This window comes from Streptomyces sp. ISL-10, assembly GCF_018614575.1.
In the GTDB taxonomy this organism is placed as follows: Bacteria; Actinomycetota; Actinomycetes; order Streptomycetales; family Streptomycetaceae; genus Streptomyces.
Map to the genome: position 1 here is coordinate 214,052 of NZ_JAGGOJ010000008.1, position 24,045 is coordinate 238,096.

Below are 24,045 nucleotides of genomic sequence, written 5' to 3' on the forward strand. Positions count from 1 at the left end.
TCTCGCCGCTGCGGGTGGGCTTGTTCCTCGGTCGTGCGCGTCGCGTCCGCGCCGGACGCGCCTCGGGTACCACTGCGCACGCCCGTGAAACCGACCGGGCGAGTGGAGGCCGGGTCATGTCCTGCCGTCGCGGCGGGAGTTGAGCGAACGCTGCGCACGGCTGAGCAGCCCGTGCGGCGACCACGCCCGCAGCGCGGCACGGGCGGCGTTGGCACCCGGCGCGCCGTGCACGCCGCCGCCCGGATGCGCCGAGGCGGAGGCGAGGTAGAGGTTCCTGACCGGTGTCTCGGGGCGTCCGGTGCCCGGAACGGGCCGGAAGACGAGCTGCTGGTGCACGGCGGCCGTACCGCCGTTGATGGCGCCGCCGTGCAGATTGGCGTCCAGTGCCTCGAGCGTTGGCGGCGCCAGCAGGCGGCGGGCGCGGATCGTGTTGCGGAAGCCCGGCGCGTAGCGCTCGACCTGCGCCTCGACGCGGTCGGCCATCGCCTCCTGCTCCCTGCGGTCCCAGGCACCCGTGATCCCGTCGCCGCCCGCGTCACCACGGATGCCGTGCGGTACGTGGGTGTATCCCCAGGCCGATTCCGTACCCGCCGGGGAGCGGCCGGCGTCGGCCGTCGTCATCTGGCCGAAGAGGACGAAGGGCTCGTCGGGCACCTGCCCCGCGGCGAGTTGGGCGGCGAACCGCGTCAGACCGTCGACACCGTCGGCCAGGTGCACGGTCCCCGCCGTCGCCGCCTTGCGCGCGGTCCACGGCACCGGCCGGTCCAGCGCCCAGTCCACCTTGAACGTGGCGAAGTCCCACTGGAATCTGCGCAGCCCCTCCAGCAGACGCCACGGCAGATGCCGGGAGCCGACCAGCCGGCCGTACAGCGCGGGTGCCGAGACGTCCGCGAGCACGGCCCGCCGCGCCGGCACGACCTCTCCGCCGGCCGTCCGTACGGCCACGGCCCGGCCCCCGCGCACGACGACCTCGACGACCTCCTCCCCGCAGCGCACCGTGCCGCCGAGCCGCTCCAGCCGGGCCACCAGCGCCGTGGGCAGGGCGGAGGCACCGCCCGCGGGGACCGGGAAGCCGACATGCTGGCCGAGCATGGACATGAGCCAGCCGAAGCCGCCGCTGCCGGCCGCCTCCGGGGCGAGGTCCGCGTGCAGCGCGTTGCCTGCGAGAAGGAGCCGGCCGCCTTCCCCGCCGAACTCCTCCTCGCCCAGCCGGCGCACCGGCAGCATCATCGTCCGCGCCAGCCGCAGGCCGCCCGCAGCCCGCACCCGCAGGCCGAGCCGGGCGGCGGCACGCACCGGCGGGAACGGCGTGAACAGTGCGTCGACGATGTCGGCCCCAAGCCGTTGCCACACCCCGCACAGCCGCGTCCACGCCTCACCGTCACCCGCCGCGAAGGCGTCGAGAGACCGGGCGGTGTCCGCGGTGCGGCGTTCCAGCACCGCGCAGCGCCCGTCGGGCAGCGGGTGGGCCAGGACGCTCGGCGCATGAGACCAGCGCAGGCCCTCACGCTCCAGTTCGAGGGCCGCGACGACCGGGGAGGCGGCCGCCAGCGGATAGAAGGCGCTGAACACGTCGTGGACGTAACCGGGGAGGACACCGCTGTCACTGCGTACGGCCCCACCGGGATACGGCTGGGCCTCCAGCACCTCCACGCTCCATCCGGCGTCCGCCAGCACGTTCGCCGCGACCAGTCCGTTGGGGCCCGCACCGATCACCACGGCGTCCGGCATGACTGCGCCTCTCTGGGCGGCTCGGGCACCGGCCGCCCGCGTCGGGCACTGCTCAGTGCGCGACCGAGGGAACGGAGTGTTCGACCGCCTCCGCGAACCGTTTGAGCATCCTGCGGTGCCTCAACTGCTGGACCGCGTCGAACGCCGCGTTGTGCAGCCGCCCGCCCGCCCCGCGCAACGGGTGCTCGTCGAGGATCACCAGTGTGTCCTCGCCCCACGGCTTCACCTCGATCGCGATTCTCGCGGTGCCGAGCGGGCCGCTGTACGCCTCCAGTTCGAGCCGGTGCGGTGGTTCGCTGTAGCGCACGACCGTCCGGCCCTTGCCCTCCCACGGCCCAAGCCGTACGGCATACGCGATGCAGGCGCCCTCGTCCGGCCAGTTGCCGTCCTGCTGCGACGACCGCGACGGCCCGATCACCCAGTCTCCGTAGCGGTCGCCGTCGGACAGGACGGTCCACACCTCTTGCGGAGTGCGGTGGATCAGTTGGTGTCGTACCGCCATATGCCCTCCAGGAGCTTGTCCCGTCGTGTCACGGCCACACCTGTTCAGCCTAGGCCGGGGCCGCGCCGGCGGCCTGTTCACGGCGGCCCGCAGAACCTCGCCCGCCATCGCAGCACCTCGCCCGTGATTGCTGTGGCGAGGTCGCCACTACGGTGGAGACCGGGCTCCACCTCGCGCCTCGGCTCCCACCCACCGCCCTCCCACCCCGCAGGAGGCAGGCGATGCACCGGCAGTCCCCCCTCGACGGCCGCACCGTCGTCGTCACCGGAGCGGCCCGTGGCCTGGGCGAGGCCATGGCGCGGGCCCTGGTCCGGCGCGGCGCGCGCGTCGCCCTCCTGGGGCTCGAAGAGGACCGGCTCGGCCGCCTCGCGGCGCAGCTCGGGGACCGCGCGCACTCCTGGCAGGTGGACGTCGGCGACGACGAGGCGATGTCGTTCACCGCCGGGCTCGTGCGCGAGCGACTCGGCCCGCTGTCCGCGGTCGTCGCCAACGCGGGTGTCGCGGCGGCCGGACCCTTCGAGGACACACCGCCGGCGACCTGGCGCCGGGTCGTCGAGATCAACCTCGTGGGCAGCGCGAACACCGCCCGTGCCTTCCTTCCCGACCTGATCGCCAGCAGGGGCTACTACCTTCAGATCACCTCCCTCGCGGCCCTCGGACCGGCGCCGATGATGTCCGCCTACTGCGCCTCCAAGGCCGGAGCCGAAGCCTTCGCCCACACCCTCCGCGCCGAGGTCGCCCACCGCGGTGTGGGGGTCGGTGTGGCCTACCTCAGCTGGACGGACACGGAGATGATCCGTGAGGACGCGCCGCCCCCCACCCCGCTGACGGAGCTGCGCGCGTGGCTGCCCTGGCCCGCTTCGAGAACACACGGCGTGGAGCCGTCGGCCGAACGCCTCGTCCGGGGCGTGGAGCGGCGAAGCCCTGCCGTCTACGTCCAGCCGTGGCTGCGGGGCGTGCGGTTCGCACGTTCCGCGCTCCCCGGAGCCGTCGGCAGGCTCGCCGGCGCCCCGGTGCGCCGGTTCGCCGCCGAGGAGCACCCGGCCGACGAGGGCCTGCTGGGCGCGGGTGGCCGCGCCGCCGAGACACGGCCGAACGGACCGACCGCACCTGACCCGTACCGTCAGCCGGGGCCCTGACCGGACAGGGTGGTCGGGTTGCGCAGCGTGGAGACGACCTCGTCGTCGGAGATCTGGGCGAACTCTTCGTACCACTCACCGACCGCCAGGAACGACGGCGGCTGGTGCAGGCACACGATGTCGTCGGCGTCCTGGCGGACCGTCTCGGCGGCGTCGGGGGCGCAGACCGGCACGGCCAGGATCAGGCGGTCGGGGTTCTTGGACCGCAGATGGCGCAGGGCAGCGCGCGCGGTGACGCCGGTGGCGAGGCCGTCGTCGACCAGGACCACCGTCCGGCCCTCGACGGCGAGTGCGGGGCGGCCGCGGCGGTACAGCTCCTCACGGCGGTGCAACTCGGCCCGTTCCCTGGCGACATCCGCGGTGAGATCGTCCTCCGCGAGGCCGAGCATCTCCAGGGCCCACCGGTCGTACACCGGAGGATCCTCGCCCGCGATCGCCCCGATGCCCGTCTCCGGATTGCCGGGTGCGCCGATCTTGCGGGCCACGACCACGTCCAGTGGCGCCTTGAGGGCCCGGGCGACCTCCGCCGCGACGGGCACACCTCCGCGCGGCAGCGCGAGAACGACTGGATCGGTGAGATTGCCGTCGGCCGCCCATTCGAGAAGTCTCAGCGCGAGTTCCTGGCCTGCGTGCCGATGGTCATGGAAGCGCATCGGTCTTCCTCCGTCCGCCTGTTGCTGGAGCTCGTGTGTCCGGTCGTCACACACCGGTCGGCCGGCAGTCGCTTTTGTCCTCTCCCAAACAGACGACGGCCGTAGGCCGCCCGCCGGTGGGCCCGGGCAAGGCACCGCCTCAGGGGACGCCGTCACGGAGCAGTGCGGCGCGTGGCAGTCGGGCCAGTCGCCCTCCATGGCCACGAAGGAGAAGCCCTCCTCCTCCACCAGCCGGCGGGTCGGCACCTCATGCGAGCGGTAGAACTCGGACGTACCGTGCGACGCCTCGCCCAGCAGGACCTGCCGGGCGTCGCCGGTCCGTGCCGGCAGCAGGTCCAGCGCATCGCCGCCGGTCAGGGGCTGGGCGGCGTCAACGATCGGGTCGACGGGTGTGCGTGCCCCCGCGGCCGTGGACGTCATGGCCACTCCTTCTCGCGGTGCCCGTTCTGCCGACGGCCGCCGTCTGCCGGGCAGCCCGCGGACGGTCGTTCGCCTGCGGGCTGCCGGGGCACGTGGCCTTCAGGGCGGCCGGGGTGGTCGGCTCCGGGGCTGCCCGGCTCGGCCTGCTCGCCGCAGCCGGGTGCGGCTAGTCGGTCGACAGCGCCTCGACGAGGTCGCCGACCTTGGGGTCGGGCAGGCTGCGCGCCACATCGGCCTGGGCGACCATGCCGACCAGCTGGTGCCCTTCCAGGACGGGCAGCCGACGCACCTTGTGCCGGCTCATCGTGCGCAGCACCTCGTCGGCGTCGGCGTCCGCGCTGATGGTCACCACCTCGCCCTGGGCCAGCTCTCCGGCCTTGCACTGGGCGGGGTCCTTTCCGGCGCCGAGAACCTTCACCACGATGTCGCGGTCGGTCAGCATGCCCTTGAGCTTGTTGTCGGTGCCGCAGATGGGCAGGGCCCCGACGCCGAGCTCGGTCATCTTCTGCGCGGCCAGCAGCACGGTTTCCTCGGCGCCGATGCACTCGGCACCGCCCGTCATGATCTCTCGTGCGGTTGTCATGTTCCGTTCCTCCTTTTCGCGCCGAGCCCGCGGGGGACCGGCAGCCGGTCTGTCGGGGTGACGCGTCACGGGTGCCCGGGGCGGCGGGCCTCGTAACGCGCCGGCCGGGTGCGCGCGTCGTCCGCGCGTCCGGCCGGTGCTCGGGGCGCTCTGTCGCCGACGTCTCAGGTGTCCTGGCCCCGCCCGGACAGCGCGTCGCGCATCCGGTCCACGAGGCCGACTCCGGGCGCGAGCAGCTTGTTGGCCGGCGGCTTGTCCGGCGCGGACGGGTGCGGACGGGTCGGCGCCGACTTCTTGGCCTGCCGGACCTTGTCCCCCAGATCGTTCAGCATCTCGGTGGAGCAGGCTTCGCGCAGCCGGGGAAAGAGCTTGGTCTCCTCGTCCGTGACATGCGTCCTGATCTCGGACATCAGCTTGGCGATCTGCATGTCGAATGCGGAGTCGTCCGCCTGGCAGCCCTCCAGATCCTTCATGATCCGCTCGGCCGCGGCATGGTCGGCCAGCTCCCGGTCTGCCAGGTCTCCACCACCGGGAACGTGCTTGCGCACCGCCGGGTAGAGGTACGCCTCCTCCGCCACCGAATGCCGGACCAATTCCATGGTGACCCGGTCCGCGTACCGCTTCCGCCGGCTGTCGCCGGACGGCAGCTCCTCGATCTTGGTGAAAAGCTCCTCCACTTCGCGGTGGTCCGAGACCAGTTCCGCGACGACGTCCTGCCCGTGTGTCATGTCGTTGCTCCTCTGCAGTGGCTTGCTGTTCTGCCGGCTTCCGAAGCATTTCGTCCGGCTCGCGGTCGGCCGCCGATGTGTCGTAGGCCACGCCGGAGTCGTGACTTGGGCCATGTGCACGAGAAGGCCCGAAAGATAGCGTTCGAGTGCACTTTCCCCACGTCTCCCAGCGATTCGGACGGCCCGGCCAGTGCCCGCAGCTCTCTCCCCGCTCATCGCGGCGACCGCCCAGTGGCTGACGCGCGCCTATCCGCCGGCCGGCGGCGCGATGGACACGGCTCTGGCCGAGGTCCAGGCGCGGCAGGCCGTCACGGTGGCCGCCTGGCTGCGGTATCCGACGTCGATGGACGCCGCGCTCGTCGCGGTGGCGGGGCCCGGTGGCTCCGACCGGCTCGACTGGATCACGGGCGCGGACGCGGGCGGCCCGGCGGCCGACACCGCCGACGGGTATGCGTGGCGCACATGGGTGGACGAGGTCGTGGCGAGCTGGGCGGCATGCCTGCTGAGCACGCCCGCACTGACCGGCCCGGCAGTGGCGGCACTCGCCGAGTGCGAACACACCGACGGCCTCCCGATCGAATTCCGGCGCCTGGTCGCGCCCGATGAAAGCGACCGCCGGGCCGCAGCACTCCTGCGTCATCCCGACCTGCTCGCGCCCATAGCCGGACTCCACCGAGCTCAGCTCATGGACCGCCTTGAGCCGCGATCCGCGTCCACCGCCTGAGGCGAAACGCTGCTTTCTCGGGACGCTGCTCTCGGGCGGTCAGGCGCGGAATCGTCCACCGGTCGCGCCGGTACTGTCTGCGGTTCGGGTCAGGATCCCTTTCCCACCTCTTTGGTGATGGCTGCCGGGGAGTCGTACTCCTTGTCCGGCAGGGAAGAGAGCGCCTTCTTGATTTCCTTGCCGGCGCCGTGGCTCTTTGCCGTTTCGACGATGTCCCTCTTGGAGGCGGGGTAATGCACACCGCCGAGGGCTTTCTGCATTTCGATGGGGTTCACGTTCATACGCCCGCGGGTACCCCCGGCCTCCTCGGCCGAACATGCCCGCGCCGGCGCATGTGGAAAGAGGGAGATCCCTCGGGTCTTGCCGATTCGACCTGTCCCGTCCGGTGAACAGGCGAGCAGGCGCGCGGCGGCTGCGGTCCGTCGAGAAGGGATGCGTGCCGCATCCCTTCGACGCCGGCCACGGTCCGGGAGAAGGGGAATCAGGACCCGGCGAGTCGCGTCAGCGACTCGCTCTCAGCGGCCGCCGACCTCGGCCCCGGGCTCGTAGTTGGTCAGCACGCAGCCCTCGACGCTCGCCCTCTCCACGCGGTAGCCGGCCGGGGCGGAGAAGCCGGGCTCGCAGTTCAGGTACAGGAACTGAAGCTGGTACAGGCCGTTGCGGACGCTCGGGTCATTGGTCTCCACCGCGACGTTCTCGCCGACGAGCAGCCTGCTCGCGGTGGCCTTCAGGCGGTTGTCGTCCTTCAGGTCCTCCTGCTGGGCGGCCTTCGCCCGAGTCTGCAGGAGTTCCATGTCGCTCACCATGTCGAGCCAGTTGAGGTTGTGCGCGCGCTGCGCTCCACCGGGCTCGCCGCAGATCGCCCGGTCCTCGACGCCCCAGTGGCGGTGGTCGCCGGTGATCACCGGCTGGTAGTCGATCGACTCGACGGCGAGGGCGGCAGGGTCGGTCGAGTAGCTGGTGCAGTCGACTGTGTGCGGGTGCACCAACTGCTTCAACTCGGCGAGGCTCCCCGCGCGCGGCAGGCCGAGGCTTCCCGCCGGGGGCCGGCCCGGCTCCTTGGACTCGCCCTCCGCGGCCGGGTCCTGCGGGGTCTCGAAGTTGGGGCTGCCCTCCCCGTCGTTGCTCGCCACGAAGTCGCTCAGGACGCAGCCCTCGACCAGGCTCTTCTCCCGCTTGTAGCCCTCGGGCACGCCGGCCGTCGGGTTGCAGGTCAGGACGCGCAGGTCCGAGCGGGAGAGCTTGAGCGCCGTCTTGGTCTCGGTGGGCGTGACGGCAAAGTTCTTCCCCACGAGCACGCGGCTGAACAGGCCGTAGTCGGAGTCGCCGGAGGCGATCTTCGCCAGCACGCGCTGCTTGTAGCCCTCCTGGAACGCCTTCATGTCGGAGAACATGTAGAAAATGATCTCGCCGCGCTCGACGCGGTCGGTGCACACCCCGCGCTCGGTCACCGACCACTTGCCGACGGCGGTGAACTCGGTGAGCGGCAGTCTGCTGTCCATCGGGTCCGTGCTCATCCGCTCGCACGAGGCGTACCGCTGGACGTAGCCCTGCGCCTGCTCGAGCGTGTCGGCACCGGTGCCGCTGTCCGCGGTGGGGCCGGTCACGGCGGTCGTGCGGTCGGCGTCGGCGTCCTCGCAGGCCGTGATCAGGGAGAGGGAAGCAAAGGTCGCGGTCGCAGCGATTATCCGCTTGAGATGCATGGTTCGCTTTCGTCGAGGCGGTTTGACGCCCGGTCAATGGCGTGAACATGCTAGGCGGGGATGATCTTTGTGAGCCAACCCAGTGCTGCAATTGCGGTCGGTGTGACGAGGTCGCCGGTCTTATGGGCTGTGGCCTCGTTGTTTGCGGTGGTTTGCCCGTGCTGGGTGTTGCTGTCGACGGCGCCGGATCGACCAGCTCAGGACGTGTGCGGTGGTGATGTGCCGGTGTCGGCCGTCATACGACGGACTTCGTAGTCGTCCAGGCCGCACTCCTGCGTCGGGCTCTGGAAGCACTCCTCGATCGCCCACCGCTTCCCGGCCACCTTGATCAGCTCGTTGAGCATGGCCCCGGCCGGCGCACGGGCGATGCAGTGAGCGATCTCGTGGCGCCGGGTCACGTGGCGGCGGGCCAGGAGCCGGACAAGTCCTAGCCGCCGTCGCGCCGCAGCGGGCCCCAGCCGCCTGCCTGCCGGGCGACCTCCTCGGCCGCCTCCTCGATCACCCCCGCGTCGATCCAGCCGATCGGCTCGACGTCCTGGACCAGCGGCTCGTTGTCGGGACCCCGGCCCGCCTCCTGCCCGCGCAGCGCCCACGGTTGCACGCCGGGCCCCTTGTCACGCGGCAGATGCGCGTAGTCGTACAGGCGTCGGGCCACCCACACCTTCACGGGGCGGTTCTCCCACCACGGCTCGATGTCGAGGGAATTGGCGGACAGACCGGGCAGGGGGACGCCGGTGAGGTCGTCGGTGCTCGACAGGGACTTGAGGTCGGCAGCGGGTCCGCGGGACCAGCGCACATACATGTTCCGGCGACGCTCGACGAGAACGGTCAGTTCCTCGAGCGTACGCAGGACGGGCAATTCGTCGGGGGAGCTCATATGAGGTGGTCACTCCTTGAAGCCGTCCCTTTTACCGCCCGTGGCGTCCGGCACAACAGCGCTTTCTACCGCTCGACGGCCGGGCGCTTGTAACAGGTACCCATCGGCGCGAAACGGAATCGGTCATCGCAGACGAGGGATGCCCGGCGGTGTGCGGAGAACAGGGTCTTGGAGAGTCGCGCCGGGTGGCACCCGAACGGCGGGCCGTGGTTTTCTCCTGGTGTCAGCCGGGAACCCGGCACGCGTTCTTACGTTCCTGGGGAGCAAGGAGGCGGACTGTGGCGGTGTCACCACAGGTGAGCACGGAGCTGTGGGACGAGTTCCACAGGGCCGTGAATATGACATCCCGCGAATTGCGGGAGTGGTTGAACGTCGATGCCGCGGGTGAGGAGACGGAAGAACTGCCCGACAAGAGCGGTCGCCCGGCAAGCCGACGCGTCCTCGATGTCCTGAGCAAGCGCCGCACCGACCTCACTGAGGACGACGTACAGGTCATGCAGCGGGTCTGCGACATAGTCCGGTCCCAGCGGGCCGCGGAACTGGACCCGAAGGCGGGCGGTGCGGAGTGGCGTCGCAGTCTGATGAGCATCGGTCACGACCCGCTCAAGCCCACCTGACGGCCACGGACGTCCCAGGGGCGTGCCGTCCTGTCAGCGGCCGCCCCCGGACGCCACCTCAGCGCGCTGTGCCGCGCCCGGTCAGCATGTCGCGCACGCGGTCGACCATGCCCACGCCCGGCGCAAGGATCTTGTTGGTCGGCGGAGTGTCCGGTGCGGAGGGATGCGGGCGGGTCGGTGCGCTCTCCTTCGCCGAGCGCACCCTTTGGCCCAGCTCCTGAAGGGCCTCGGCGGAGCAGACCTCCTCCAACAGGGGGAAGAGCTGGTTCTCCTCGTCCGAGATGTGTGCGGTCACCGACGACTTCACCTGCGCGATCAGCGCGTCGAAACGTGCCTCACCCGGCTTGCAGTCCTCCAGCTCCTTCAGCAGACGCTCGACCTCCGCGTGGTCGGCGATCTCCTTGTCCGCGAGGTCGTCACCACCGTCGACGTAGCGGCGCACCGTCGGATACAGGTGCTGTTCCTCGGCGATCGAATGACGGACCAGCTCGATCGTCAGCTGGTCCACCAGGTCGCGTCGCTGCTGGTCGGCCGTCGTGTGGGCCTCGATCTGTGCGAACAGGGAGCGCACTTCGCTGTGGTCCGCCGTCAACTCCTGAATCACATTGCCGCCATGTCCCACTTCGGGCTCTCCTTCCAATCGTCTGCGCCTGATGACTCGGGTCGGCCCGTGGTCCCTGCGGCACGCCGTGTGTGTGCGGCGCACCGGAGCCGTGAGCGGGATGCTTCGGCGGCGAGCAGGACCGAATGCGCCGCGGCCGCCTCACCGACCGGGCGGCCACCGCCATGACGAGCACGCGCTCCGTGACGAAACGTCGTGACGAGCACGCCGTGACCTCCCCGTCGTGACCAACCGGTGTCAGGCACGGACGCCTACGCCGACGCCCAGCGGCAATCCCTTCCACCACCCCGCCCGGCCATCCCGGGCTGCGCCTCGCGCCACTCGAACGGACGCCGGGACGAGTACGGGCACGACGACCGTTCCCGTAGTCGTCCCCCCGTCGTCCCCGCCCGTCCGAGGCGGGACGGCTCGCCGCCGCACAGCCCTCTGCGCGAGCGGCCCGGGCCGGTGGAGTGTGATCGTTGTGTCTGGGTGGCCGGGGGTCAGCGCAGACGCAGCGGGAGGTGGTGGCCGTGGCCCGTCCCCTGTGGTCCGGGTCCGGTCCTTCGGTCTGGTGAGCGTGCCGGTGGGGCGCTACACGGCGACCGACAGTCACACGATCCACTTCCACCAGCTCCAGCGCGCACCTCGGACCGGATCGGGAACCGGGGCGAGAACGTCGAGAAGGCCGAGTTGCCGGCGAAGTCCACCGACGTGGCCGACCGGGTGGACGCGCTCCGTGCCGGCGTCGAGCGCGCCCGCGGTCCCCGGGGCAGCAAGAGGAAGGCTGCCGCCCGGCGCTGCGCGTTCCACCGTGCGGAAGAAGCCGTCGGCGAAGAAGCGCGGCCGGCCCACCCCAGGGCGTCACGAGCCGCACCTCGCCGGCTTGGATGCGGGGCCGCAGCACGTTCGCGATGGCCGGCTGGAGCGGTGCCGTGGCTGCGTGGATCCGCGTCGAAGGGGCCGGGCGCCGTCGAAGCGGCGCCCGGCCCCAATTCGCCGTCTCGCACGACGACGACGGTGGCGGCGGCCTTCTCACGCGAACGGAAGGGATGCGCGAAGGCCGCCGCCGACCGGGCCTGTGGCCGGCTCACATCATGGGGTCGAGATCCCTCGGACTCCGGTCGTCGCGCTCGCCGATCTGCTCACGCACTCGGCGCGCCTTGTCCTGCAGGCGCTGACGCTCCTGCGGATCGGTCGCACGCTCGGCGGCCTGTTCGATCTCCTGCACCTGGCGGCGCAGCTGCTGCTCACGGCCACGGGACTTGTCTGCAGCGCTCATGATCACTCCTTTGTGAACGGGAAGAGCGGGCGGCACCAGCGAAACAGCGGACGGGTGGCATCGCACCTCGAACGGTCACGGACCGCCATGAGCGCAGGTCACGGCCGGTTGTCTCTCGGTGCAGCGTCACCCTCCGTGACGCGCTCGCTGGGGTGGGCGCGCTCACGGTGCTGCCTCGTCCGCCCGGGGGCGTGGGGAACAGCCACGGCAGCCACGAAATCCACCGCGGTACGCCGCAGCAGCCCCAGCGGCGCAAGAGCCACCGCACTGAACACGCCTGCGGCGAAGAGGACTTCACCGGCCGGGTGCCTCTGCCGTGTCGGCTTCCGGCCGTGAAGTGCCGCTCGGCGGGCCGGAGTCGGTCTCGGGAGTGTCGGGCTCGCGCAGCGGGCGCAGGAGAAGCACACCCACGAGCGGCAGGGCGATCAGCGGTGTCAGCGCGATCCGTAGGGACGTGGCGTCGCCGGTGGCGGGCCGGCGATGCTGACGGCCAGGCCCAGCGTGACGCCGCTCGCGGTGCCTACGCGTCGGGGCAGACAATCCTGGCCGAGCGTGATGTGCAGGGAGAACGGCACGTAGAGGCAGACCGAGGTGAGAGCGACGCACACATGAAGGAGCGGGCCGGGCACGAGGACGACACCGGCGACGGCGGGGACTGTCAGGGCGTGGGACCAGCGCAGAACGGCGATGCGGCGGAAACGGGAGGCGAGCGCCCCGCCGACCGCGGTGCCCACCGCGCGTACGGACACCTGGAGCTGCATCTGCTGGGCACGCACGCAGCCTGGCAGCCCTGGGAGTTGAGGCGGGAGCCGGTGAACGCACCCCTGAGCCGCCTCTTCCGCCGTGAACTCGGCATGACCTTCCCGCTGGGCGTACCCAGCTGCGCCTCTACCACGCCCTGCGGATGCCGGCCGACGATGTGCCCGTGACGACGGTCGCGCATCGCTGCGGCTGGTCCTCGACCAGCGCCTTCATCGATGTGCTCCGCCGTGCCTTCGGCTCCACCCCTGGGAGTCACCACCGGCGGCCGTGACCGGCATGTGACCCGCCCATGGGGCGCGTGGGCGGGACGCAGGCGCTCGTTCCCGGCCCCGTGGCGGGGCCGGGAACGGTGTGCCGGCCGTCGGGCTCAGCGGGCGTACGGGTCGCCTCCGCCTCGCTGCCCGGGGAGCGGGCCCCCGAAACCGCCTGCACCGAGCTGCTCGAAACGCTCCTGGACGTTGGCCGCGAACACCTGCTGCTCGGCGCCCGGATAGGGCTGCTGGGCGTTCATCGCCACCGTCAGCACCCCGCTGATCGGCGCGTGGGGCGACGTGCGCACCGGGGTGCACAGGAAACTGAAGTCCTGGGGCGCGGGGGAGTCGTAGGTGGTGATGGACGCCCGGGGGAGTGTGGTGGTCCGGCCCGTGCGGAAGGCGTCGTCCATCGCGTTGAAGACGCCGACGGCGTCGAGTCCGGTCAGGACGTGGCGTCCCGGACTGAACTGGGGGACCATGCCGAAAGCCGCGCCCTGCTTGCCGTTGGCGTAGCGCAGCAGGTGGTCCGGTCCTTCCGTGAGCATGATCGGGAAGGGCGCGCCGTCGAACACGGCGAACAGCTCCTGCTGCTGCGCGAGCAGGCTGTCGCGCAGCTTGAACTCCGACAGCAGGGTCTCGGTGAGTTCCTGCATTCCCTCCTTGAGCTTGCGGTCCCAGTTCCGGGCCACCACGTCGGCCACGCACACGGTGCCGAGGATCACCCCCGTGTGGTCCCGCAGCGGGGTGCCGAGGTAGGAGCGCACTCCCATGTCGTTGACCAGGGGATTGCCCCGGAAGCGCGGGTAGTCGAACACGTCGTCCAGCGCCAGTTGGGACCCCTGCGCCACCACGTGGGGGCAGAAGCCGTAGTCGTTGGGCGCTTCGCGGGCTATGTCGCTCAGGTCGAAGACGATGCCGCGGCTGTCGGCGGCCGCATGGTCGTCGGGGGAGGCCGGCGGGACATACATGCCGCGGAACATCTGCCGCTCGTCGTTGACGAAGTTGACCATGGCAAGGGGTGATTGGGTGAAGCTGGCGGCAAGTCGGGCCACACGGTCGAACGTTGCCTCTGCCTCGACGCTGTTGAGGCCGAGAACCTGCAGCCGAAGCGTGCGCTGCTCGGCCGCGCGTCCGGTCTGATCGGGTGTCAGGGGATCCATGCGCCAGATGTAATCAGATCCTGGCCCAGCGTATCGCCACACCGGAATCAATTCGGTATCACTTGCGGACCCCGGCGCAGCTCCACAGCCGCGTGTACACCTACGGGCCTGGCCGGGCCCCCCGGCCCAGGCCCGAACACGAATTCTGTTCAAACCGGGCACGGTATCCGTCATGGACGATCACTTCCCGCCAATCCAGGAAGCGGAACGAGCCGAAGCTGTCTGACATATGACAATCATGCGGTGGGTAGGCATGCGGCCGGGCGGATCGGGTGACCGCAGGGAGGGGAAGAGTGCGGTGGGTCTAGTGCGGTTCGGGCTGCGGGCTCACTGCCGCCCCGGGCAGGGGCGAGCGCACCCGGTCGGCCATGCTGCTGTGCACGAGGCCAAGCCACCGCATGCGGCGGCCGAACCGGCGCCACGACGTGGAGCCGGCGTCCTTCCCAGCCCCTCGCACGCGCCGTGTGCGGCGCGGCAGTTCGCCGTGACGCGGCACCCGGGCCGAACGGCACCGGCTTCGCCTGCCGCACCGGCTTCGCCGAGTACGGCGGATCGAGCCGCGTGCCCGGCGTGTTCCTCGCCGCCCGCAGGCGGCGGCTGTGCATGCCCGTGAGACACCGCGACGGGCGAGACGCCGGGGCCGGGAACGCCCCGGCCCCACGATGTCAGGGTCCCCTTCACCGCGTGACCCGGCCTCACCGACCGGGACCCCGGGCCTTACCCGGCGCGGCGGCACGGCAGCGCATACGCCCACGGCCGCCCTCGAGAACATCTCGGTACGACGTGAACCACCCCCTCCCGCAAAGACATCGGGAAGCATCGAAGGAGTGTTGTGATGAACAGGCCGGACGCAGACGCACGGTCGATAGCGGTGATCGGCATGGCCTGCCGGCTGCCCGGCGCGTCAGGGACCGATGCGCTGTGGGACCTGCTGCGAGATGGGGTGGACGCCACCGGCGAGACACCACCTGAACGTTACGACGCCGACGCGCTCTACTCCCTCCGTCCGGCGCCGGGCTCGATCGGCAGCCGCCGCGCGGGTTACATCGAGCAAGCCGCCGAATTCGACGCGGAGTTCTTCGGAATGTCCGCCACCGAGGCGGTGGATCTCGATCCGCAGCAACGGCTCCTGATGATGACGGCCTGGGACGCCCTGGAAGACGCGGGCCGGTGCCCCGAGGAGCTGGCGGGCAGCCGGACCGGCGTGTTCGTCGGCAACGCCCGCGCCGACTACCTGGAGCTCCGGTTCCGAGAGGGCCTTGAGGCCGCGACCGCCTCGCAGTTCAACAACTACCGCTCGCTGCTGCCGGCCCGCCTGTCCTACGTCTTCGACCTCCGCGGCCCCAGCGTGGTGGTGGACACGGCCTGCTCCTCCTCCCTGGCGGCCGTGCACAGCGCGGTGCAGAGCCTGCGCGCGGGTGAGAGCCCCCTCGCACTCGCAGCGGGGGTCAACCTCGCGCTCCGCCCCGATGAGAGCGTGATGATGACGCAGGCCGGTGCGCTCGCCGCGGACGGCCGGAGCAAGTTCGGCGATGCGAGCGCCGACGGCCACGCGCCGAGCGACGGAGTGGGAGTCGTCGTGCTCAAGCCTCTCGCCGACGCCCTGGCCGACGGCGACCGCATACGGGCCGTCATCCAGGGCACCGCCATCGGCAACGACGGGCGCACCAGCGACTCGCTGCTGACCCCTTCCCGGACCGGGCAGGTCGAGGTGCTCCGCTGGGCGTACGAGGACGCAGGGGTGAACCCGGCCGACGTCGACTACGTCGAGGCGCACGGGGCCGGCTCGCCCGCACTGGACCCGCTGGAGATCAGCGCACTGGGCGAGGTCCTCGGCGAGGGGCGGCCGGCGGACCGGCCGCTGCTCGTCGGCTCGGTCAAGACGAACATCGGCCACGCGGAGGCCGCCGGCGGCATGGCCGGGCTGATCAAGGCCGTGCTGTGCCTGGAGCACCGCCAGGTCCCGGCCAGCCTGCACCTCGACATCGCCAATCCCGTCGTGCCCTGGGACGAACTGCCGGTGGTGATACCGCAGAAGCTCCACGATCTGCCCGACCGCGGCCGGCCCGCCGTCATGGGAATCTCCGGCCAGGGCTCCTCGGCCCTCAACGCGCACGTGGTGATCCGGCAGGCCGATCCCCGCCCCGCCGAACCGGCGGCCGAGGCAGACGGCACGCCGTACGTGCTGGTGCTGTCCGCCCGTACCCCCGAGGCCCTCGACGCCCTGACGCATGCCTACACCGCCTACCTCGGCCCCGACGGCCCGGGAGGCGCCTTCCCCCTTCGCGACATCTGCTACAGCGCGGCCACCCGCCGTCAGCACCACGAACACCGCCGTGCGGTCATCGGCGCCTCGCACGAGGAGATGGCCGCCGCGCTCGGCGGCGCCCGAGGAAAGCCGCGGGCGGCCCGAGCGCGCAAGGCCATGGCCGCGACCGCCGACCGCTACCTGGGCGGTGAAACGGTGGACTGGGACGAGGTGTTCGGGAAGGAGGGCCGCTTCGTCACGTTGCCCGGCTACCCCTGGCAGACCAGGCGCTACTGGCCCGGAGAGGAGCGGGACGAGGACGACGGCGACCTCGCCGCCTGGGTGCTGCGCGAGCACGCCCGCATCCCCTTCGACGACGACTCCGTGCTCGCCGACATCGGCATCGACTCGCTGGCCAAACTGCGGCTCATCGTCGAACTGTCCAAGAAGACGGGCCGTGACGTCGACCCCGAGGACTTCGCCCGGCTGCGTACGGTGGGCGCGCTGCGCGAGTGGATGCACGCCCTGGAGGCACGCACCGCATGAGCGATCCCCAGACCGTGTACGAGTGGTTCGCCCGCTCGGCGGCGATCTTCGGCCAGGACTGCGTGGCCCTGGAAGTGGACGAGGAACACCTGACCTACGACGACCTGCGTGACCTGGCGGAACGGCTCGCGGCCCGGCTGGTCGCAGTCAACGGCGGCGACGCCCCCCGGCGCGTCGGCCTGCTGGCCGGCCGCTCGGTGACCGCGTACGCCGGCTACCTCGCCATCCTGCGGACCGGCGCGGCCGTCGTGCCCCTCAACCCCGGGCACCCGCCCGCCCGCACCGCCGACATCGTCAAGGCCGCGGGCCTGGACATGGCCCTGGCCGACGCCGCGGGGGCCGGGGCCGCCGACCCCGGGACACCGCTGCTGGTGATCGGCCCGGAGGAGCTGGCTGCCCTGAGGGCCGGGCCGCTGCCCGAGCCGGCACACCGCGCAGTGGACCCGGACGACGTCGCCTACATCATCTTCACTTCCGGGTCGACGGGCACACCCAAGGGCGTGCCGATCCTGCACCGCAACCTTGCTGCCTACCTCGGCCACGTGGCGACCCGGTACGACGTCGGCCCGGGCAGCCGGCTCTCGCAGACCTTCGACCTCACTTTCGACGGCTCGGTCCACGACCTGTTCGTCGCATGGGCGTCCGGGGGCACGCTCGTGGTGCCCCGGCGCAGCCAACTCATGTCTCCGGTGAAGACGATCAACGACCAACGGCTCACGCACTGGTTCTCCGTACCGTCCCTGATCACCTTCGCGTCCCGCCTGGGCACACTGAAGCCCGGCGCCATGCCCACGCTGCGCTGGAGCGTCTTCGGCGGTGAGCCGCTGCACCGGGCGGCGGCGGAGGAATGGCAGGCCGCGGCGCCCGGCAGCACCCTGGAGGTTCTCTACGGCCCGACCGAGCTCACCGTCTCCTGCACCGCCTACCGGCTGCCGCGCAGCGCCGCCGACTGGCCGGACACGGCCAACGGGACGCTGCCGATCGGGACCGCCTACCCGACGCTGGACCTCCTGCTGCTGGACGAGAACGGCAGGCCGGCCGACACCGGTGAGCTGTGCGTCCGCGGCCCTCAGCGGTTCCCCGGATATCTGGAACCGGCCAACAACGCCGGCCGCTTCCTGCCCTTCGGGCACGGTGAACCCGTGCCGACGGCCACCGCCACCGGGACGACAGCCGCCACCGAGACGGCCACCGCCACCGGGACGACAGCCGCCACCGCGCCGCCGACCCCGTACTGGTATCGCACCGGAGACCGCGCGACCATGCACGACGGCCACCTCGTGCACCTGGGCCGGACGGACCACCAGGTCAAGATCCGCGGCCACCGGATCGAACTCGGGGAGATCGAGGCGATGCTGAGGGAGCAGCCGGGCGTACGCGACGCGGTCGTGCTGGCCGTCCAGGCCCCGGACGGGGAGCCGGAGTTGAAGGCCGCGGTCAGCGGCGACGACTGCGCTCCCCGGCGGCTGTACTCGGCCCTGGGCGACCGGCTGCCGCCGTACATGCTGCCGAGCCGGATCGCCGTCCTCGATCAACTGCCGCTCAATCCGAACGGCAAGATCGACCGGCATGCCCTGCTCGCCGAACTCGGGCGCGGTCACTGACCTTTCGGCCGCCGCCGGCTCCGTTCCCGTCCCCGCCCCTCGTCCGCACACGTGAGGGCACCTTCCGTCCCCCCGTCCGGTGAGTGCCCGGGTCCGCCCTCCGAGGCGGTCCCGCAGCACCGCCGGTCCCGATGTCTGTGAGGCATGCATATGTTCGACGCCATTGTGGTAGGAGCGCGCTGCGCCGGAGCGCCCACGGCCATGCTGCTCGCGCGCGCCGGGTACCGGGTGCTCATGCTCGACCGGGCGGAATTCCCCTCCGACACCCTCTCCACCCACCTCATCCACCAGCCCGGAATCGCGGCACTCGCCCGCTGGGGCCTTCTGGAGACCGTCCGGGCCACGGGGTGCCCGCCGCTGGACCACGCGGTCTACGAGGTGGCCGACATCCGCCTCGAAGGGTGCGCGCGAGGCGTGGACGGGCAGCGTGCCGGTTACGCGCCCCGCCGCCATGTTCTCGACGCCATCCTGGTGGACGCGGCCGTCGCCGCGGGCGTCGACTTCCGCGACCGGTGTTCCGTGACCCGCCTCCTGCACGACGAGACGGGACGAGTCATCGGCGTGGAGGGCAGGCACCGCGGGCGCTCCTTCACGGAGCGAGCCCGTCTCGTGATCGGCGCGGACGGCATGCGCTCCACGGTCGCGCGGCTCGGCCGGGCGCGTTACACCGTGCAGGACCAGCGACTGACCTGTGCCTACTACGGATACTGGCAGGACGTTCCGGCCACCCTGGAGCTCTACGAGAATCCCGAGAGCTGGGTGGCCGCCGTGCCCACCAACGACGATGCGACGCTCGTCCTCGCCTACTTCCCGCAGTCCCGGTTCGAGGAGGTCCGCACCGACGCCCGCAGCGCCTACCTGGAACAGATACGCGCCACCGCCCCGGCCCTGTACGACCGGCTCCACGGCAAGCGGCGCGTCGAGCGCCTGCGCGGCACCGGCGACCAGCAAAACTTCTTCCGGCAGGCCACCGGACCCGGCTGGGCGCTGGTGGGCGACGCCGGGCACCACAAGGACTCCATCACCGCACGCGGCATCAGCGACGCGTTCCTCCAGGCGGAAACCCTGGTACGGCACGTGGGCGACCTGCTCGGCGGCGACCCGCTCCGACTCGACCGGGCACTGGGGTCCTACGCCGAGGACCGGGACGCCGCGCTCACTCCGGGCTATGAGTCCACGCTGGCGGTGGCACAACTGGCCCCGCACGAGCAGCGCTTGGCACTGCTGCGCGCGGTGGAACGGGACAAGGACCTCACCGCGATCTATTTCGACATGGTCGCCGGCATTGAGACCGTCAGCGCCCTTTACACCCCAAAGCTGCTGGCCCTGTTGTGACCGGTGCGTTGCGACAAACTCTCCACTGCGACTCCCGTGTGACGGTGCGCCATGATCCTGGTACGGTTCAACGGCCCGCCGACCCGGCTGAACAAAATGTCAAGTCGGCGCGCCTAAGGGGTACTTGCATTTTGGGACGGTCCCTTACTGCCATCAGTGTTTCGCTGCCGTACGAGGAATCAGATGCCAGGCACCCGCGACCGGCGGACCAGTCACAGGTCGGCCCCTCGTAGATCCATCCGACTTCCGTTCGCCCTGTCCCTTGCCGTTCCGGCGGTCCTGCTCACGGGAGTGTGGGGCTACACGGCGACCGGACTCGTCGATGAGCAGATCGAACTGCGCGACGAGGCGGAGCGCATCACCTCGGCGGGGCAGCCCGCGCACGACGTGCTGTCCCGTCTGCAGGACGAGCGCCGCCTCACCGCCGCGTGGCAGGCCGCACGCACCAGTGCCGCCCGCGCCGCCCTCGACAGCGCCCGCAGCAGAACCGACATTGCTGTCGAGGAATTCCGCCGGACCTCACCCGCGGGGCTTGACACCACGCCCTTGAAGAACCGGGCCGGCGAACTGAACAAGGCGCTGGACACACTGTCGGAGCGCCGCACGGCGATCGACGATCGCACCATCGGCGGCGACGACGCCTTCGCCTACTTCACGGACACCGTCGCCGACGCCACCGAGCTGATCACGGCCACCACCCGGACCGACGACGGGAGCGCCGCACACGCCGTTGCCGCCACAGTGTCGCTGGTGCACCTGACGGAGATGCTCTCGCGCGAGGACGCGACTCTCACCGGCGCTCTCCCGTCCGGCCGCGTGGACGATGCGGCCCGCGCCCGGTTCGGCCAGTACCTCGCCGTTCAGCGAGCGGTCGGCGCGCACCTGAGCACCGGTGACCTGCCCACGAGCCAGGCCGCCGCCTACGCGCGCCTCACCGACAGCGCGCGCTGGACCTCCCTGGCGTCGATCGAGGACGCCGTGGCAGGCAACCGCGGCACACAGCTGCCGAAGTCGGCCGCAGCGTGGCCGGAGGCGGCCGACACTGTCGTCGACGGCCTGCAGAAACTGAACTCCGACTCTCTCGCCCATGTGGCCGGCACCGGCACGGAACAGGCCGACGACCTCGTGCTCGGCCTCGTCCTCGGCAGCCTCGGCACGCTGGCCGGCCTGGCGATCGCCGCGATACCCGCCTGGCGCGTCCGGCGATCGGTGATCGACCGGCTCGCCCGGCTCCACGAGAAGACCGAGGACCTGGCCGGCACCCGGCTGCCCGAGCTCCTCTCCCGGCTGGAGCGAGGCGAGCGGGTCGACACCGCCGAGTTCCTTCCCCACGGACCCCGTGCCGCCGACGAGCTGGGACGGCTCGAAGCGGCGATCGAGCAGATGGCACGCGTCGCCGTGGAGACCGTCGCCCACCAGTCCCTCGGGCGCGAGGGAACGGAAAAGGTCTTCGCCCAGCTCATCCGCCGCACCCAGATCCTGATCCACCGCCTCATCTCCCTCCTGGACGATCTGGAGCGCAAGCACGAGGACTCGGATCTGCTGAAGGACATCTTCAAGGTCGACCACCTCGCCACCCGTGTGCGGCGCCATTCGGAGAACCTTGTGATCCTCGGCGGGTCCCCGCCCACCCGTCGGATGACCGCTCCCGTCTCCATCACCGATGTGATGCGCAGCGCCGTGGCGGAGACGGAGCAGTACACCCGGGTCAAGGTGAAGAACCTTGCGCCGGGCCGGCAGGTGTCCCTCGCCGGCCGGGCCGTTGCCGACGTCACCCACCTGCTCGCCGAGCTCATCGAGAACGGCACGAGCTTCTCCCCGCCGGACACCCAGGTGTTCGTCAGCGCGACAAAGGTCGCCAGGGGTCTGGCACTCCACGTCGAGGACCACGGCCTCGGGATGCCGGAGGAGCACCGCGCCCGCGCCAACCACCTGCTCGCCCACCCGCCCAAGCTCGACATGATGACGCTGGGCGAGGACCCGCGCCTGGGACACTTCGTCGTCGCCCGGCTCGCGGAGCGGCACAGGATCAAGGTGGAACTGCGCGAGTCCGTCTACGGCGGCACCATGGCCATCGTGCTCGTACCGACGGCACTGCTGGAGGAGCACGACTCCCCCGTCCTCCAGCAGCTCAAGACAGCGGCATCGGCGGTCGAGCGGAGCTCGTTCGCGCCGCCGGCCGTCGAACCGGCAACGTTCCCGTCGACCGCCGGCGAGCCCGGTGCGTTCGAGCCGGCCGCGGCCGAGACGGCTCCGGCCGGCATGGCGGGTGGCGCCACGGGCACCCCGCAGCCCCAGCCGCAGTCGCCGCTCCGTATCGATCAGCACGGGTATCCCGAGTACGGAGGTGCAGGTCTGTTGCCCCCCACATCGGCCCACTCGGCGGCGCAGTCCCCGATGCCGACGCCATGGTCGCCCCCACAGGAGCATCCCGACCCCGAAGCGGGGCAGTCCCTGGCAGCCGCGTACGAGGAGTCCGGGGCAGCCGGGGACGAGCGCGCACCGGATCAGCCCCGCACTCTGACGACCCCTCGGATCCTGCCCCAGAGGACCAAGGGAGCGAGCCTCGCACAGCAGCTGCGCAAGGAAGCGGCGCAGGCGCAGGCCGAGGAGCGGGACGACGAGGAGGAGACCGGCGGTCTCTCGCCGGGTGAATCGGCCCGCACCATGATGGCCATCCAGCAAGGGATGAAGCGGGCCCGGATCACCGAGACGGACAAGTCGGCTGGTGCGGACGGTCAGGCGGATTCGTATGACCGTGGCGCCAACTAACTGTGAGGGAACATTCAGCAATGACTGAGCAGGTACAAGCCGCTCCCCAGCTGGACTGGCTTCTGGACAGCCTCGTGGACCAGATTCCGGAGATCCGCTGCGCCATCGTGCTTTCCGGGGACGGGCTCCTTATCGGCAAGTCGAAGGACCTCGGCAGGGACGACGCCGAGCACCTGTCCGCGGTCGGATCGGGCATGCACAGCCTCGCCCGCGGTGCCGCCCGTCACTTCCACGGCGGCGAGGTCCAGCAGACGGTCATCCAGATGGACAGGGCGTTCCTCTTCGTCACCGCCGCGGGCCGCGGCGCGCGGCTGGCGGCCATCGCCTCCGAGGAAGTCGACGTCGGCATGATGGCGTTCGAGATGGGCACGCTCGTCAAGAAGGTCGGCAAGTACCTCAGCGCCGCGCCCCGCGTGCAGAGCTCCTTCCACGGTCATATCCAGGATGCCTGAGGCGCGGTGGTCCGATGAAGGGGAGGCCGGACGCCACGTCCGGCCCTACGCGATCACCGGTGGGCGCACCAGCCACAGTCAGCACAGCTTCGCGCTGATCACGCTGGTCGTCACACGCTCCCCGCACGACATCGGTCATGAGCCGGTGGAGCCGGAGGCGGCCGAGATCCTGGTGCTCTGCCGGGATCGCGCCGTGGCGATCGCCGAGATCGCCGCCCACCTCGACCTGCCGGTGAGCGTGGTGAAGGTCCTCTGCGGGGACCTGCTCAACGCCTCGCTGATCCTGGTCCAGGCCCCGCCGTCGGAGGCGGACAAACCGAGCGTGGAACTCATCGAAAGGGTCATGGATGCTATCCGTCAGCTCTGAGCCGATCATGCCGACGGCACTGAAGATCCTGATCGCGGGCGGCTTCGGCGTGGGCAAGACCACCATGGTGGGCTCCGTGAGCGAGGTGCCCCCGCTGGAGACCGAGGAACGCATCACCGAGGTCAGCCGCGGGATCGACGACCTGTCCGGGGTGGAGGGCAAGTACGCGACCACCGTGGCCATGGACTTCGGACGGATCACCGTCTCTCCGGAGCTGGTGCTCTACCTGTTCGGCACACCCGGCCAGGACCGCTTCTGGTTCATGTGGGACGACCTGGCCCTCGGCGCGCTGGGCGCCGTGGTCCTCGCCGACACCCGGCGTCTCGATGCCTCCTTCGCCTCGGTGGACTTCTTCGAGGAACGCAACATCCCCTTCGCGGTCGGGGTCAACTGCTTCGACGGCAGGCGGGAATGCACGAGCCGGCAGGTGCGCGAGGCCCTGGCCCTCGAACCCACCACACCGGTCATCCTGTGCGACGTCCGCGATCGCGCCTCCAGCAAGGCGGTGCTCCTCGCCCTGCTGGAGGCGGCGAAGGCGCAGGCGTCCGCTCGCCTGGTGCCGATGGCCGGCTTCTGACCATCGGCAGGTCCCTCGTACCCGGCCCGTGGCGGACTTCAGCCCTTGGCAGGGGCAGAGGAGGCGGACTCCTGGCCGAACTCCCAGGAGTCCCGCTTGAACTCGCGGAGGAAGTCCGGGTGATCCTCCCAGTTCCTGGCGATGCGCTGCAGCACGTCCCAGCTGTGGGCGAGTGCCTGGTCCGCGATGCGCCGCACCTCCGCATCGGCCGCCCCGCGCTGCTCGATGACTCCCTCCACCGCCGAGGCGGCCAACGCGGTTGCGCGGAGCGCCCGCAGGGCACGGGAGGTGTCGTCCATCCCGAAGCCGTGCGTGCTGCCGGTCGCGGCGTCGAAGAGCGGCGTGAGCCGCGCCTCGACGAAGGCCGTGATCCGCTGGAAGTGGTGGAGGTCCATCAAGGCTCCTTCT

General features: G+C 71.1%; 23 protein-coding genes and 3 pseudogenes. 11 read left to right on the forward strand and 15 right to left on the reverse strand.

Annotated elements, in window-relative coordinates:
- Nucleotides 1-114 precede the first annotated feature (114 nt).
- Nucleotides 115-1,731 carry an NAD(P)/FAD-dependent oxidoreductase gene (locus tag J7E88_RS09820; protein ID WP_215179294.1) on the reverse strand — a complete coding sequence of 539 codons (1,617 nt, stop codon included), beginning with the start codon at nucleotides 1,729-1,731 and terminating at the stop codon, nucleotides 115-117.
- A 52-nt stretch (nucleotides 1,732-1,783) separates the two neighbouring features.
- A complete protein-coding gene (locus J7E88_RS09825) occupies nucleotides 1,784-2,233 on the reverse strand; it encodes an SRPBCC family protein (RefSeq protein ID WP_215179296.1) in 450 nt (149 codons plus the stop codon).
- Nucleotides 2,234-2,454: 221 nt separating this feature from the next.
- Here J7E88_RS09825 and J7E88_RS09830 point away from each other — a divergent pair, with 221 nt between their 5' ends.
- A complete protein-coding gene (locus J7E88_RS09830) occupies nucleotides 2,455-3,372 on the forward strand; it encodes an SDR family oxidoreductase (RefSeq protein WP_215179298.1) in 918 nt (305 codons plus the stop codon).
- Here the strand turns inward: J7E88_RS09830 and J7E88_RS09835 are convergent.
- The 3 genes from J7E88_RS09835 to J7E88_RS09845 form a co-directional block, all read right to left on the reverse strand.
- On the reverse strand, nucleotides 3,357-4,025 hold the full coding sequence (locus J7E88_RS09835) for a phosphoribosyltransferase (RefSeq protein WP_215179487.1): 669 nt from the start codon (nucleotides 4,023-4,025) through the stop codon (nucleotides 3,357-3,359). The genes J7E88_RS09830 and J7E88_RS09835 overlap by 16 nt on opposite strands.
- 586 nt (nucleotides 4,026-4,611) lie before the next feature.
- On the reverse strand, nucleotides 4,612-5,028 hold the full coding sequence (locus J7E88_RS09840; protein ID WP_215179300.1) for a CBS domain-containing protein: 417 nt from the start codon (nucleotides 5,026-5,028) through the stop codon (nucleotides 4,612-4,614).
- 164 nt (nucleotides 5,029-5,192) lie between these two features.
- A complete protein-coding gene (locus tag J7E88_RS09845) occupies nucleotides 5,193-5,756 on the reverse strand; it encodes a hemerythrin domain-containing protein (protein WP_215179302.1) in 564 nt (187 codons plus the stop codon).
- 190 nt (nucleotides 5,757-5,946) lie between these two features.
- Here J7E88_RS09845 and J7E88_RS09850 point away from each other — a divergent pair, with 190 nt between their 5' ends.
- Nucleotides 5,947-6,480 carry a hypothetical protein gene (locus tag J7E88_RS09850; RefSeq protein ID WP_215179304.1) on the forward strand — a complete coding sequence of 178 codons (534 nt, stop codon included), beginning with the start codon at nucleotides 5,947-5,949 and terminating at the stop codon, nucleotides 6,478-6,480.
- Nucleotides 6,481-6,569: 89 nt separating this feature from the next.
- On the opposite strand, the gene J7E88_RS09855 is transcribed toward J7E88_RS09850, so the two are convergent.
- The 4 genes and pseudogenes from J7E88_RS09855 to J7E88_RS09870 all read right to left on the reverse strand — a co-directional run bounded on the left by J7E88_RS09855 (nucleotide 6,570) and on the right by J7E88_RS09870 (nucleotide 9,060).
- Nucleotides 6,570-6,761, reverse strand: coding sequence for a DUF2795 domain-containing protein (locus tag J7E88_RS09855; protein ID WP_215179306.1), 192 nt, complete (start codon nucleotides 6,759-6,761; stop codon nucleotides 6,570-6,572).
- 234 nt (nucleotides 6,762-6,995) lie between these two features.
- Nucleotides 6,996-8,183, reverse strand: coding sequence for a hypothetical protein (locus J7E88_RS09860; RefSeq protein WP_215179308.1), 1,188 nt, complete (start codon nucleotides 8,181-8,183; stop codon nucleotides 6,996-6,998).
- A 207-nt stretch (nucleotides 8,184-8,390) separates the two neighbouring features.
- Nucleotides 8,391-8,599 (reverse strand): annotated as a pseudogene (locus J7E88_RS09865) (IS701 family transposase); the annotation flags it as partial.
- 11 nt (nucleotides 8,600-8,610) lie between these two features.
- The gene (locus J7E88_RS09870) at nucleotides 8,611-9,060 is read right to left on the reverse strand and encodes a DUF6098 family protein (RefSeq protein WP_215179312.1); all 450 of its coding nucleotides are present in this window, start codon (nucleotides 9,058-9,060) and stop codon (nucleotides 8,611-8,613) included.
- Nucleotides 9,061-9,338: 278 nt separating this feature from the next.
- Here J7E88_RS09870 and J7E88_RS09875 point away from each other — a divergent pair, with 278 nt between their 5' ends.
- Nucleotides 9,339-9,677: a DUF3140 domain-containing protein gene (locus tag J7E88_RS09875; protein ID WP_215179314.1), complete on the forward strand. Its 339-nt coding sequence runs from the start codon at nucleotides 9,339-9,341 to the stop codon at nucleotides 9,675-9,677.
- Nucleotides 9,678-9,735: 58 nt separating this feature from the next.
- Here J7E88_RS09875 and J7E88_RS09880 read toward each other — a convergent pair whose 3' ends face one another.
- The 4 genes and pseudogenes from J7E88_RS09880 to J7E88_RS09895 all read right to left on the reverse strand — a co-directional run.
- Nucleotides 9,736-10,299, reverse strand: a complete 564-nt coding sequence (locus tag J7E88_RS09880; protein ID WP_215179316.1) for a hemerythrin domain-containing protein — start codon at nucleotides 10,297-10,299, stop codon at nucleotides 9,736-9,738.
- 591 nt (nucleotides 10,300-10,890) lie between these two features.
- Nucleotides 10,891-11,133, reverse strand: a complete 243-nt coding sequence (locus J7E88_RS09885; RefSeq protein WP_215179318.1) for a hypothetical protein — start codon at nucleotides 11,131-11,133, stop codon at nucleotides 10,891-10,893.
- Nucleotides 11,134-11,368: 235 nt separating this feature from the next.
- Entirely contained in the window at nucleotides 11,369-11,560 is a 192-nt protein-coding gene (locus J7E88_RS09890; protein ID WP_215179320.1) for a DUF6381 family protein, read from the reverse strand.
- A gap of 294 nt (nucleotides 11,561-11,854) precedes the next feature.
- Nucleotides 11,855-12,297, reverse strand: a pseudogene (locus J7E88_RS09895) (MFS transporter); the annotation flags it as partial.
- A 38-nt stretch (nucleotides 12,298-12,335) separates the two neighbouring features.
- Here J7E88_RS09895 and J7E88_RS09900 point away from each other — a divergent pair.
- Nucleotides 12,336-12,593 (forward strand): annotated as a pseudogene (locus J7E88_RS09900) (helix-turn-helix transcriptional regulator); the annotation flags it as partial.
- 96 nt (nucleotides 12,594-12,689) lie between these two features.
- On the opposite strand, the gene J7E88_RS09905 reads toward J7E88_RS09900, so the two are convergent.
- Nucleotides 12,690-13,736 (reverse strand): GAF domain-containing protein, encoded by a 1,047-nt coding sequence (locus J7E88_RS09905; protein WP_215179322.1) that lies wholly within the window; start codon nucleotides 13,734-13,736, stop codon nucleotides 12,690-12,692.
- 835 nt (nucleotides 13,737-14,571) lie between these two features.
- On the opposite strand from J7E88_RS09905, the gene J7E88_RS09910 reads away from it, so the two are divergent.
- The 7 genes from J7E88_RS09910 (at nucleotide 14,572) to J7E88_RS09940 (ending at nucleotide 23,637) form a co-directional block, all read left to right on the forward strand.
- Nucleotides 14,572-16,530 carry a beta-ketoacyl synthase N-terminal-like domain-containing protein gene (locus J7E88_RS09910; RefSeq protein WP_215179324.1) on the forward strand — a complete coding sequence of 653 codons (1,959 nt, stop codon included), beginning with the start codon at nucleotides 14,572-14,574 and terminating at the stop codon, nucleotides 16,528-16,530.
- Entirely contained in the window at nucleotides 16,527-18,134 is a 1,608-nt protein-coding gene (locus J7E88_RS09915) for an amino acid adenylation domain-containing protein (RefSeq protein ID WP_215179326.1), read from the forward strand. The genes J7E88_RS09910 and J7E88_RS09915 overlap by 4 nt, the downstream gene beginning before the upstream one ends.
- 150 nt (nucleotides 18,135-18,284) lie before the next feature.
- Nucleotides 18,285-19,469 (forward strand): NAD(P)/FAD-dependent oxidoreductase, encoded by a 1,185-nt coding sequence (locus J7E88_RS09920; RefSeq protein ID WP_215179328.1) that lies wholly within the window; start codon nucleotides 18,285-18,287, stop codon nucleotides 19,467-19,469.
- A gap of 291 nt (nucleotides 19,470-19,760) precedes the next feature.
- On the forward strand, nucleotides 19,761-22,241 hold the full coding sequence (locus J7E88_RS09925; RefSeq protein WP_215179330.1) for a nitrate- and nitrite sensing domain-containing protein: 2,481 nt from the start codon (nucleotides 19,761-19,763) through the stop codon (nucleotides 22,239-22,241).
- Between the two features lie 20 nt (nucleotides 22,242-22,261).
- On the forward strand, nucleotides 22,262-22,693 hold the full coding sequence (locus J7E88_RS09930) for a roadblock/LC7 domain-containing protein (protein ID WP_215179332.1): 432 nt from the start codon (nucleotides 22,262-22,264) through the stop codon (nucleotides 22,691-22,693).
- On the forward strand, nucleotides 22,686-23,060 hold the full coding sequence (locus J7E88_RS09935) for a DUF742 domain-containing protein (RefSeq protein WP_215179334.1): 375 nt from the start codon (nucleotides 22,686-22,688) through the stop codon (nucleotides 23,058-23,060). The genes J7E88_RS09930 and J7E88_RS09935 overlap by 8 nt, the downstream gene beginning before the upstream one ends.
- A complete protein-coding gene (locus tag J7E88_RS09940; protein ID WP_215179336.1) occupies nucleotides 23,041-23,637 on the forward strand; it encodes an ATP/GTP-binding protein in 597 nt (198 codons plus the stop codon). The genes J7E88_RS09935 and J7E88_RS09940 overlap by 20 nt, the downstream gene beginning before the upstream one ends.
- A gap of 38 nt (nucleotides 23,638-23,675) precedes the next feature.
- Here J7E88_RS09940 and J7E88_RS09945 read toward each other — a convergent pair whose 3' ends face one another.
- Nucleotides 23,676-24,032 (reverse strand): hypothetical protein, encoded by a 357-nt coding sequence (locus J7E88_RS09945; protein WP_215179338.1) that lies wholly within the window; start codon nucleotides 24,030-24,032, stop codon nucleotides 23,676-23,678.
- Nucleotides 24,033-24,045: the final 13 nt, after the last annotated feature.